10 protein-coding genes (1 of these 10 only partly in view) are annotated in these 12,038 nt (G+C 67.2%); all 10 read right to left on the bottom strand.

The window, feature by feature from the left end:
- Positions 1-2 precede the first annotated feature (2 nt).
- Positions 3-890: a class I SAM-dependent methyltransferase gene (locus E6C72_RS25205; RefSeq protein WP_109087055.1), complete on the bottom strand. Its 888-nt coding sequence runs from the start codon at positions 888-890 to the stop codon at positions 3-5.
- Positions 887-1,693 carry a polysaccharide deacetylase family protein gene (locus tag E6C72_RS25210; RefSeq protein ID WP_158280199.1) on the bottom strand — a complete coding sequence of 269 codons (807 nt, stop codon included), beginning with the start codon at positions 1,691-1,693 and terminating at the stop codon, positions 887-889. Before E6C72_RS25210 ends, E6C72_RS25205 begins: the two co-directional genes overlap by 4 nt.
- Complete coding sequence (locus E6C72_RS25215; protein ID WP_158280198.1) at positions 1,686-2,471, bottom strand: class I SAM-dependent methyltransferase; 786 nt, start codon at positions 2,469-2,471, stop codon at positions 1,686-1,688. The genes E6C72_RS25210 and E6C72_RS25215 overlap by 8 nt, the downstream gene beginning before the upstream one ends.
- Positions 2,468-3,337 carry a hypothetical protein gene (locus tag E6C72_RS31865; RefSeq protein WP_169055287.1) on the bottom strand — a complete coding sequence of 290 codons (870 nt, stop codon included), beginning with the start codon at positions 3,335-3,337 and terminating at the stop codon, positions 2,468-2,470. Before E6C72_RS31865 ends, E6C72_RS25215 begins: the two co-directional genes overlap by 4 nt.
- A 29-nt stretch (positions 3,338-3,366) precedes the next feature.
- Complete coding sequence (locus E6C72_RS25220; protein ID WP_109087052.1) at positions 3,367-5,397, bottom strand: glycosyltransferase; 2,031 nt, start codon at positions 5,395-5,397, stop codon at positions 3,367-3,369.
- Positions 5,394-6,785 carry an O-antigen ligase family protein gene (locus E6C72_RS25225; protein ID WP_109087051.1) on the bottom strand — a complete coding sequence of 464 codons (1,392 nt, stop codon included), beginning with the start codon at positions 6,783-6,785 and terminating at the stop codon, positions 5,394-5,396. Before E6C72_RS25225 ends, E6C72_RS25220 begins: the two co-directional genes overlap by 4 nt.
- Positions 6,786-6,805: 20 nt before the next feature.
- Positions 6,806-7,360 carry a hypothetical protein gene (locus E6C72_RS25230; RefSeq protein ID WP_136700843.1) on the bottom strand — a complete coding sequence of 185 codons (555 nt, stop codon included), beginning with the start codon at positions 7,358-7,360 and terminating at the stop codon, positions 6,806-6,808.
- Positions 7,361-7,487: 127 nt separating this feature from the next.
- Positions 7,488-9,737: an AAA family ATPase gene (locus E6C72_RS25235; RefSeq protein ID WP_109087049.1), complete on the bottom strand. Its 2,250-nt coding sequence runs from the start codon at positions 9,735-9,737 to the stop codon at positions 7,488-7,490.
- Positions 9,738-9,786: 49 nt separating this feature from the next.
- The gene (locus tag E6C72_RS25240; RefSeq protein WP_109087048.1) at positions 9,787-11,184 is read right to left on the bottom strand and encodes a sugar transferase; all 1,398 of its coding nucleotides are present in this window, start codon (positions 11,182-11,184) and stop codon (positions 9,787-9,789) included.
- A 372-nt stretch (positions 11,185-11,556) separates the two neighbouring features.
- On the bottom strand, positions 11,557-12,038 hold the 3' end of the coding sequence (locus E6C72_RS25245) for a glycosyltransferase (protein ID WP_136700844.1). Its footprint extends 577 nt past the window's final position; the window shows 482 of its 1,059 coding nt (coding positions 578-1,059); its start codon lies beyond the right edge, outside the window; the stop codon is at positions 11,557-11,559.

The raw sequence follows: 12,038 nt of genomic DNA on the forward strand, positions 1-12,038 counted from the left end.
CGTCAGCGCCTGCGCGCCAGCGCGATCAGCCCATCGCACGCCAGTTCATGCTCGGGCAGCGACGAGAAGTCGGCATGGGGCGGGGCGCGCCGCAGGTCCGCGATGTCATCGGGGCCGCCGCCGGTGGTTTCCCAGAACAGGATGTCGAACGGCGCCTCTTCCAGCAAGGCGCGATGCTGCACCGCGCGCAGCCGGTTCAACGGGGTGTAGGGGTTGTCGAACCAGCGCCGCCATGCCGCGTCCGAGTAGCGCAGGAAATGGAAGCGCGGCAGGGTCGGGTCGAAATGATGATACAGATCGGTCAGTTCGATCGACAGCAGATAGAGGCCGCCGGGGCGCAGCAGCCGCGCGGCGTCGCGATGGATGGCGCGCAACCGGTCGGGCGACGGATATTGCAGCACCTGGGTCGCCGTGACCAGATCGAACCCGGCATCGGGAAACGGCAGGGGAACCGACAGCGGAGCGCGATAGGCGATCCCCAGCCGTCGCAGCCAGTCGTCCGGCGATTCACCCGTTTCCGGGGAAAGCGGTACGGCGGCCGGGACCAGCCGGTCGATCATCGCGGCCGCGGCGGCGGCGTCCTCCGGCCGCATCAGACGGGCGACGTCGGTGATCGTCTGCCGGGCCAGCCCATGGCGATGCAGGACCAGCGGAATGACCGGCAGCCAGCCGCCGCCGATCTCCAGATGGTCGGTCAGCGCGTTCGCCTCCGTCCCGCCGGCTGCTTGCAGAATCTCCAGATAGCGCTCGGCAACAGCATGTTTCTGCGCCGTGATCTCCCGCAGGTTGGACAGGATCCGGTGCCGGCGGGTCCGGTCATAGCGGGCGGCCCCGCCGGGAATCGCACCGATCAGCCTCTGGATCGCCACCTTGGCCAGAAATCGCATCATGGGAAGCAGCCTCGTGGTGACGATTTCTGGGAGGCCGCCGGCCAGGCGGTTGCGAGCACGCGATTGACCACGCGACTTTCAACGGGATATGCCGCCGCCGCCGCCGCCAGCGCCCGATCCAACGCCCCCCACAGTCCCTGAGCCTCGATCTCCCACGAATGGCCCCACACGTGCAAGATCCCCCCTCCACGCGCCGTCCGATCCGCCAAAGCGGCGAGAACCCCGCCGAGACGCACGGCCCGGTCTCCATCGCCCGGCAGCAGCAGGGCGCGCAGCATCGCCAGCCGGTCGGCCCCACCGCCATGGCGCAGCCAGTTGCGCAGGAGCGCCGCCGGCCGGTGCGGATAGATTTGCGCCGACGTCCCCATGGCGAAGGGATCGGGACCGGGATCGGCGCACAGCATCCGGGTGGTCCGGGCGTGTGAAAATCCAAGCTCCCGCGCCAGACTGCGGCCCCAACGCCCGGCCCGGCCGCCCGGAAAGCAGAAGCCGTGCACGGCCATGCCGAGGATGTCCTCCAGCGCGGCGCGCCCATCGGCCATCTGGCGTCCGGCATCCTCCCGCGACAGTCCCGGCAGGCGGCGATGGTCGGCGGTGTGGGATCCGATCTCGAATCCGGCGGCGGCCAGTTCCCGCAGGTCGGCCGCCGCCATCACCGGCCGGTCGGGCCGGTTCCGCGCCGGTACGTAGAAGGTTCCGGTCACGCCATGGCGGAGCAACATCTCGGCCAGCTTCATGTCGAGCGGATGACCGTCATCCCAGGATGTGGTCAGCAGGGGAGCCGATGGACGCCGATCAGCCATGATCCACCTTCCGCGCCAACAGGATGCCGCCGGCATGGAACGGCGCGCGCGGCCACAGCGCCCGATCCAGCGGCTCCAGCAACCGCGCCAGCATGTGGAACGGTGCCGCCAGAGCCAAGGAAAGCGCCAGCCGGACGGCGTCGGCCGGACTCCTGCCGGACCGCCAGCCCTGCCCATGGCCGACCAGCGGACGGCCGACCGGCGGACGGCCAACCAGCACACGGCCGGGCACCGAAGCCGCGATGCTGGCCAGCGCGTACAGGGGGCCGCCGACCGGCAGCGCCGCCACCGGGGTCAGGCCGGCCCGCTCCACCTCGACCGTCATGCCGTCGAGCGTCCAGCGCCAGAGATCACGGTCCTGCCCCTGGAGGGTGATGAAGGGATGGACGACCAGGAGGAGGCCGCCCGGAACCATCACACGCGCCGCCTCCGCCAGCGCGGCCCGCGGATCCGTCACATGCTGCAACAGATGGCACGCCATCACCACCGAGAAGCTCCGGTCGGCGAAGGGAAGGCGCTGCGCGTCCGCCCGCGCCTGGACCCGGTCGCCGGGGCCGATGTCGACCGTGATGATCCGCGCCCCCGGACCGAGCGCCCGCCGCAACGCCGAGCCGTATGGGTCGGGGCCGGCGCCGATATCGAGTCCGGGCGCCGGCGGCTGGCCGGCCTCCGCAAGATGGGCGGCGAGATGGACGGCGATGAAGCGGCGGACGACGGCCCGTTCCGGCAACAGCAGGTCGAGCGTCAGGCGATAGAGGACGGCGATCCGGGCCATCATGGATTGATATCCCGCATCAGGCGATCCAGCAGCGCGAGCAGCCGGACGCGCCGGAGGAACTCCGGCGACGCCAGATCCCCCAGCGTTGCCGCAGCCGCCTGTTCCAACTCCAGGCGACGGCCCAGGTGAAGCAGGAAGAGGGCGGCCCGATGGCGTTCCCCGGTGAACCGGACGAACCATTGCGCGATCCGGGCGACCACGCCATCGCCCCCGATGGCGGCGGCCCGCCGCAGCAAGGGAACCGCGGTCCAATAGAGCCGGTCATGGCCCAGCGGAGCATCGGTGACGCAATATTCAAAGTCGATCAGGACCGGCGGCGCGGCGCGGCGGCGCAGCACGTTCCAGTAGATGAAATCTCCATGCGCCCTGCGGCAAGCCACCGGACAGTCCCCGTCCCGGTCCAGCAGCGCGCGACAATATGCGATGAAGCCGGAAGGGACATCCCCCTCCGGCACCATCCCGGCCAGAACCGCGGACAATGGCCGGACAACGCTTTTGCCATCGGCGCCTGCCTCCCCCTCGAACGGTCCGGCTCGGACCAGAAGCGAGCGCCAGGGCGATTGCGGGGCGCCGTCGGCATGCGAGAGCCAGAGCGCCGCCCAATCGCCCCCGTCATGAAATCCCAGCAAGGCCGGACGGATGAAGGGAGGGCGTGGCGGTGGTGCCGCATAGGCAACGGCTTCCCGGCGCGCCTGCGCCACGGCGAAGCTCCCCTGGGCCAGCTTGACGAAACCGGCGCCGTCGCCGAGCCGGACCGCCAACCGTCCGAATTGCAGACGGTCCGTGCGTATCGGTTCCGCGCCGATGCCGGCGGCGGCGAGCCGGTGCGCGATGTCGCGCCGGTCAGTGTCATCCCGGTCGATCACCAGCCGTGGACTCGTGCCGCGACCCGCCATCACGATGCCGTCCCCGCAAGGCCGATGGCATGGCGGGCTGCCGTGACGTAGGCATCGGCCGCGCGTCCCACCCCCAGCCTGTCGCCGGTGCGCCACGCCCCCCGGCGCAGTCGGGACAGCAGGTCCGGATCCTTGGCGAGCCGCTCCATCGCCGCCGCGATCGCGACGGAATCGACGGCGTCGGTCAGAAGACAGTTTTCACCGTCGTCCAGATAGGCGAACTCGGGTCCATGCGGGGTTCCCGCGCGGCAGGCGATCAGGGGCACGCCATGCGCTGCTGCATGTGCCGCCACCAGTCCGACCGAACCGGGCACCACCACCGCCGTGGCGAGGTTGAAAAGCGCCGCCAAGGCCTCGGGATCGAACTCGGCCGATCCGAATCTCACGGTGCCCAGCTCTGCCGCCAGGGTCCTCAGACGCCCCTCGTCGACACCGGATCCGATGACGAGCAGGCTGGCCCCGACGCCACGGTCCGCCAGCACGCTCATGGCTGCGATGGCGGCGTCCACCCGCTTGGCCGGATAGAGCCGGCCGACGAACAGGAAGACCGGCCCATCGGGCAGCCCATGCCGGCGACGGACAGCGTCGACCACCGTCGCCGGCAAAGCCGCCAAAGCCGCCCGCGCCTGTTCGACGTCGACGCTGTTGACGCAGGTGAAGATGCGGGTGGCGGGAATGCCGGCGGTCTGGCATTCCCGCGCGCCCTCTTCGGTGTAGGGAAGAACCGCGTCGGCGCAGCGGGCAAGAAACCCGCGCAGCCGTCGCCGCACCATCCCCAGCAGGCAGGAACCCGGTTCCGACAGCGCGAAATGGCCGCTGATCATCACCTTGGGCCGTCCGGTCAGGCGGCGGGCGAGGCAGATCGCCCAAACGCCCAGGTCATGGGTGTGCAGGCCGACGCACACCGCGTCGAAACGGCCGCCGAGGGCGGCGGTGCTGCCGGCGGCCCAGGCGAAGCGGCCGCCGCAGAAGCGCGGCCAGAAGATGTTCCGGCCACGATGCGAGGCGATCGGCAACGCCGCAGCACTGCCCGCCGCCGTCAGCCCGGCCTGTCCATCCCCGTGATACACGACGAAACGCGGATCGGTCGATTTCGCCAGTTCCCGCATCAGGCCAAGACGATAGTCGGGAACCACGCCCTCCACCAGAAGGACGCGACGGTCCGTCCTCGAGTCCGGGACGAGCGCCGCCACCACACCCTTGACCAGCGGCGCGGCCCACCAGACCGGCCACAGCGGACCGCCATGGCGCCGGGCGAAGACGAACCAGGCGCGCCAGGGCCGGCCGCGGGGGCCGGTCACTGCCCGCAGACGGGCGAGGAGGGAAAGATCCGCGTCGCGCCAGGGCGGCGGGCGGGTGTCGCGATCGCAATGACCGGACCAGCCCGGCGCAACCACCGGATCGATGCCAAGCGCCAACGCCCGCAATCCATAGTCGGTATCCGCCATGCTCTGCACGCCGGCGAACACCGGATCGATCCCGCCCAGGCGCAAGGCCGCCTCGCGCGGCACCAGCAGGACGTTCCCGTTGACCAGTTCGCAGTCCTGGGGGAGATCGTCCACCGGCAACCGGACGGACCGCAACGGATGGACTCCATTGCGCCGCCCGCCGCCGAACGTCACCGATCCGTCCTCCGTCGACAGCACGGAACCGACGACGATCAGGGGCCGTCCATGCTCCCGCACCCTGCGGTCATGGGTTTCGACGAGCCGCGCCAGAGCATCCGGCCGCAATACCACATCGTCATTGAGCCAGAGCTGGAAATCGAACTCCGGGGAGCAGGCCCGCAGGCCAAGCGCCATCGCCCCAGCCCACCAAAGGCTGCCGTCGGCCGTGACGATGCGCACGGCGGGAAAGCGCTCCGCCACCGCCGCCGCCGTCCCGTCGGTCGAGCCGTCATCCACCAGGATCGTTTCGACAGCGAGACCGGGCGCCTGCCGCGCCGCGACCTCCAGGCTTTCCAGGCAACGGAGCGTGAGATCCCGCCGGTTGTGGCAGGCGATCACCGTCGAGACGCGGCGGCGGATCATGACCGGCCCGCCGCGCTGCCGGCGGGCTTCCCGCCGTCCGAAGGCTCGGGCGTCCTCGACACCAGACCGGCTGTCCGGGGGCCGGAGGATCGCGCCCTGGCACCAGCCGCCGCGGCCCCGGCCAGCGCGCCCAGCAAGACGCCCTGTTCCGACAGGTGGTTGTAGGGAAGATCATAGACGACGATGGTCGTCAGCAGCGAAACGAGGCAGGGCCGCCAGCGGTCGAGCATGGCTGGAAGCCGCCGCAGCAGGCCGGCGGCGATCCGGATGAAGCCGTAGACCCACAAGCCGACGCCGATCAGGCCGGTATCCAGAAGGGCCGCGATATAGAAATTGTGCGGCGACTGGGACACGATGGTCCATCCGATCTGGCGGTCGTATCCGGCGCCGTATCCCGCCCCGAACAGGATCGTGGGCCAGCCGCTGGAATAGACGCGCTCCAGCAGCAGCGTCCAGCCGGTGATGCGCCAGCCAAGGCTGCTCTCCTGGGAGAAGGGTTCCTCGAACGCCGACTGGACCGCGAGCGTCAGAAGGCTGTCCCCCATGCCCTGGTACAGCATCCAAAGCAGGAGCAGGCCAATACACCCCAGCAACAGGAACGGCGCCAGCCGGATCAGCCATCGACGGCTCGACGCCAGCAGCGTGCCGAGACCGACGAGCGCCACCACCCAGACGCTCCTGTGAAACAGGCTGAGGGATACCAACAGCAGAAGGATCGACAGCGTCCGCGCCGCCAGGGTGGCACGGATCTGTGACCAGACCGCCAGTCCGGCCAGCCCCGCCTGAGCCAGGATCAGCGCCGAGGCGGCCGGCAGCACCCGCACCTGATCGAATGCGTAGGTCGCTCCCAGGGTCCAGTCGGCGCCGCGCGGAATGACTCCGCCCAGAAGCCACTCACCGGCGGCAAGAACCGCCAGGGTCGTCGCCGCGATCAGCCAGATTTGCACCAGCCGCTCCAACCTCTCGACCGTCCAGGGGATGGTCAGGCTGTAGGACAAGGCCGCGGCCACGTACAAATGCTGACGATAGAAACTTACCGCCGGCTGCAGTCCGAAGCTGTTCACGCCACTGACGAAACACAGACCCTCGTATCCCAGAATGATCAGCCATAGACCCTGTGTGCCGGTCAGCCGTCCCGCCAGGAGGATTCTGAAGAAGGCGGCGATCAGCAACCCCATCGCGACGAGATCGAACGACGACACCGTATAGCCCATGATCTGAAAGCCGATGTCGATGCCAAGCTGCGTCTCCAACAGGCTCATGGCGAGCACGGCGACGACCCCGACTTCCCAGAAGACGGTCGCCAATACCGCCATCGCCGGAAAGCCGAGGACGGCGGCAAGCCCCGGCAGGATGCCGGGAAACTGCTGGAAAAACTCACCGTCCATCGGTTGCGGTCATCTCCCGTTCACTGCGCGAAGGCGCGAAGGCGCCGCTCGAAGTCCGCCGCCGCCGCCGGATCCGCCGCCAGCCCGTGACGCACGATCTCAGCACCGCCGAAACGGACCGCCAGTTCCGTCACGCTTCCCGGTCCCCAGGCGAAAAAGCTGCGCACCTGCAAATCCATGGCGTCACGACCGTCCGCGTCCATGAAGGGCCACAGTGCGAAGCCGCTCTGCAAGCGTCTCGGCATCGCCGAAGGATCGAAGGCTCCCGCAACGACAGCCATGCGCCAAGCGCGGGCGGCGTCCAGCGGGCGGTGGCGGAGTTGCTCGGCAAAGGCCAGCCGTTCCCAGGTCGCCGCGGCCAGAGGCGCCCCCAGGAGCGTCCGGTGCAGGTCGGCCACGGCGGCACCGAGCAGTTCCTCCCGCTCCGCCGGGCTGGCGGCACCTTGAAGCCCGGCGAGCCGCAGTGCCGCCGCCGCCGCCGCCGCCCGCGCCACACCAGACCGGGCCGCCTCGCGGCTCAGACCATCGGCGAAACCGGCCGGCGAGCTTTGCACGGTGCGCGTGGTGCTGCGCAACAGCAGCCATTCCGCGTTCAGCCGTCCGGCGGAAAGGAGCAGAACAAGCAGTCCGCACAACACGGACACCGCGATGGCGGCTTTGGGAACCGGGGTCGGATGCGGTTCCCTCAAGCCCATCACCGCCCTAGTTGGTGTAATAGTTGCGGTGCTTGCCATAGTAATATCCCATGTCGCGGTAGCCGTAGCTGGCATGCTTTCGGACATTGACGCGGGTCAGAAGCACCCCGGCGAACTTCGCCTTTGCATCCTTCAGCATGCGGATCCCGGCAAGCACGCTTTCCCGCGGCGTGGTGTTCCAGCGCAGGCAGAACAGGGTGGCGTCGGCATGGCGCGCCAGGATCTGGACATCGGCGACCGACAGGACCGGCGGGCAATCGAAGACGACCAGATCATAGGCCTCGCGCATCGCCTGCATGGTCCGGTGCACCGCGTCGGTCATGGCCAGCATGTCCACCGGCTTCCAGCCGCCGGGCTTTGCCGCCAGGATGTCGAGATCGGTCAAGGGATCGCGCATCACCGCGCTGCGGAAATCGACACCCTCGGTCAGCACCTCGGCCAGCGTCAGATCAGACGTCTTCCCCACCTTGGCGCTGATCGACGCACGACGCATATCGGCATCGACCAGCAGCACCTTCAGGCCCAGCATTGCGGCGGTTCGTCCGATCGACAGCGACGTCAGGCTTTTGCCTTCATCGGGTACCGTCGAGGTGATGACCAGGGTCTTCGGTTCGGGACGGTCCGGCGGATGGCGGATGGCGAACCAGGCGATGCGGAACGCTTCGGCATAGGAGGAGGCCGGGCGTTCCACGATGTAGGCGGCGACATTGCCGCCCGGCACGTTGATCTGCGGCACGAGTCCGAGCGCCGGCAGGCCGGTCAGCTGCTCCAGCTGGTCCTTCGTCCGGATGGTGTTGTCGAACTTCTCGACCAGCAGCACCAGAACGATGGCCGACATCATTCCAGCCAATGTGGCCGCCATGATCAGCATGAATTTCTTGGGCGAGGTGGGAGACCGGGGACGCTCGGAAAAGGAGATGATGCGGGCATCCGGCTGCTGAATCGTCTCCTGCTGATCGGTTTCCTTGAAGCGGCTGAGGAAGGTTTCATAGAGGATGCGGTTGGCCTGGGCCTCCCGCTCCAGTTCACGCAGACCGATTTCCGCCTTGTTCTGGCTCAGGGACAGCGTCTCGATCTCCCGGATCTCGCGGGTCATCGACCGTTCGCGGTCCTGGAGAACGGCCAATTCGCTGCGCTGCCCCTGGATCAGCCGGCCGATCTCGGTGGAGATCTTGCTGCGGATCTCCCCCAACTCGGCATTGATCTTGGCGATCTGGGGATGGCGCGTGCCATAGCGCGACGCAAGGTCCGAGGCTTGCCCCGCAAGCGTCGCCTCCTGTTCCCTCAGCCGGGAGAGGAAGGAGGAGTCGAGCAGGTCGTCGGCCCCCGCCCCCCGCCCAGCACGGCCTGTCGCCTCCAGCCGCGCGATCCTGGCCGTCACCTCGGCCCTTTTGGTCTGGGTCTCCACCAAACGCGAATTCAGCTCGGTCAGCTTCTGTTGAGTGGCGGGGACCCCGCTGCTTTCCAGAAGATTGTGGGTGGAGCGATAGGTGCTGATCGCCTGTTCGCTTTTGGCAAGGTCCCGGCGCAATCCGTCCAGCCGTTCGTTGAGCCAGCCGGTGGCATAACGGACCGCCTGGAATTTGGCCTCGAGCTGCTCGGTGATGTAGTGCTCGGCGAAGGCGTTGGCGATGCGGGTCGCCGTGGCCGGATTGTTCGACCGGTAGGAGATGCGGATGACCATCGACTGCGGAATGGCGGAGACCCCCAATCCGCTGCGCAACCTTTCGATCACATCGTCGCGCTTGAGCGCTTCGGCTTCGGCCGGCGTCGGCTCCACCGGAGCCGGTGCCTCCAGCGACAGCATTTCCCGCAGTTGATCGACGCCCTCCCGCAGCGAAGCGAAATCGAACAGCGACGGCTGCTTCGGCCGGAGAGCCGTGTTGAATTCAGGATCGTCGTAGAGGTTGAGGGCATCGGCCACCCGCGTGGCGAGCGTGCGTGACTGGAGAACCTCCACCTCGCTGGTGACCGTGACCAGTTGAGGGGAGAGCTGGGACAGGATCTCCTTGATGTCGAGGATTCGCGTCCGCCGGCTGTCGATCATCACCTCCGCGGTCGCCATGTAGACCGGCTGGATGCGGGAAACGAGAAGCCAGGCGACGCTTCCGGCAATCACCGTCAGAAGCAGAATGTAGTAGCGCCGCCGCCACAGGGTTATCAGCGTTTGCTTGAAGTCCAGTTCACCCATCAGTCCCAGGGCGTGCCGCGCCGGGTCGTCGTGATGCCGAGATGCGAGATGATCGGCAGAAGTCATGGTGTCGGCATTCCCAGTTCAGCATTCCTTGGACAGATGGTCCGGTCGATCACCATGCACCCCGCCCTGTCAGCACGATGGCCACGCTGCGGGCCAGAATATGGAAATCGAGCCAGATCGACCAATTTCGGACATAGTAGGAATCGAGCGCCTGCTGTTCGGCCAAAGTGCTGAGGCTCCGCCCGGACACCTGCCAAAGGCCGCTCAGACCGGGACGGACCATGCGGCGGAGACGGCACGACGCCGGATCGAGCGCAGCGATATGGTAGGCCGGCAAGGGCCGTGGTCCCACCAGGCTCATGTCCCCGCGCAGGACGTTCAGCAGCTGCGGAAGCTCATCGATGCTGAACCGTCGCATGAAATGCCCCAGGCCGGGAATGATGCGCGGATCGTTGGGACGCTTCATCCCGCGCGGCCGATGGGTGACGGTCTGCTCCCGCACGTCCGACGACGACGACGACGACGACGAAGGCGACAGCGACGGATCCGTATCGGCACCGACGCGCATGGTGCGCAGTTTGATGATGCGGAAGAGCCGGCCACCCTGCCCTTCCCGCCATTGCAGGAAAAAGGCCGGGCCCGGCGAGACGATCCTGACCAGCAGGGCGAAAACGGCGATGATCGGCACCGCCCACACCCCAACCGTCAGAACCAACGCCAGGTCGACGCCGCGCTTGATCGCCATGTTCAGCCCGACCAGCAGGTTGCGCCGCATCTCCAGTCCCAGCCACGCACCGACGTCGCGTGCGGAAACCCAGAGATTCTGCCACTCCTCGACACCGGACAGCACCAGGATCATGCCGCGATATGGGAGATGGTCGATCGTCTCGACATTCAGGGATTCGATGGAGGGAACGGCGAAAACCGCGAAGGAGGCGCCCTTCACCGGAACCGGATCATCGGCCTCGTACACGGGTATCCAGCCGATGCCCGGCTGTTCGGTCAATCGGTCGATGACACGGCGGCGATGCTCCGGCGGGCCGAACACCGCCGCGGGCGCCCCCCACATGCCACGGCGCACCAGCACACCGCGCGTCAGCGCATCGGCGATCGGCCCGGCAATCAAGCAGGTCGCTGCCGCGATCAGGAGGATGCCGCGCGACCATTGTCCGTTCTGGGCGATGTAGTCGAACAGAATCAGGCTTCCAAAACCAATGGCCGTGACGATGGTCCTCAGGCGCAGCCGCTCCACCCCGGTCAGTCCATAGCCTGGATAGAGGCCCGCCAGCCAGTATCCGGCGAGGATGCAGCCTACCGCAACCATCGCGCCCGAATACACCTCCGGCCCGATGCCGATGGGCAACCAGACGCTGAGAAGAGATCGTACGACGACGCCGAAGGCCACCACCGCTTCGAGAAGCAAGAGGTCAGCCAGGGCCAGAACCAATGGCGCCCATCCGGTTCCCCGCCGGCGTTCGGACACACTGGTCAACGGAACGGCGACCATGATTGCGCTTCGCTCCAGTCAATGAAACAGACCAAGCCGCTCAAGCATGAGCGATTACAAGACCTCGAACCGTTTGGCGGCGGCAATCCGGAAGCAGGCCGATGCTTTGACACCGACGTCATTTCCCCGGGTCTTCTTCCGACATCGAACCAAGCACAACCAAAGCAAGCAGCATGTGTCGAAATTTCATCAGAACAGACTCAGCATGCATTCGGAAGGTCCCGGCAGGCAGTCAGGCATTGTGACTATGGCACCACATACAATAATATTAAGCAGCAAGAAAGAGGAAAGGCACAGGTGGAATGAAGTCAAATTTCTCTATGCTAATGTACTGCCATAAACATGAAATATGCGCCAAATCCGTAATTCGGTTCAACACGAATTTGAAGATCCGTAAAGCTGGACATATCGCGCCACTCCGGTAGCGGTCGAAAACCGGCTGCGTGCCGCCACGGCGATTGCCAAGCCTGCCTGTCGGCGTTCGGCGTCGGAAATCGCCGACATCGCCGCAAGCGCTGCAGCCAACCCATTCACGGTCGGCGACGCGTGGACCACGCCGGGAGCGATTCCCTTGAAGTCGGCCAGACCGGGAACATCGGCCAGGATCTGCGGCAGACCGCTCGCCATGGCTTCCACCGCCGCCATGCCGAATCCCTCCCGCATCGACGGCATCATATGAATGTCGGCGGCATGGAGATACCGGGGCACCTCGTCGGACTGGCCGACAAAGCGGGCCTGGTCAGACAGGTCCAATCCGGCGGCCAGCTGCGGGAGGGACTCCCCGGTGGACGGATCGATGGGCCGGCCAACATGCAGGAAACGCACTCTCCGCTCCGGTGGAAGCTGTCGGATCG

Source organism: Azospirillum sp. TSH100 (assembly GCF_004923295.1).
Taxonomy (GTDB): domain Bacteria; phylum Pseudomonadota; class Alphaproteobacteria; order Azospirillales; family Azospirillaceae; genus Azospirillum.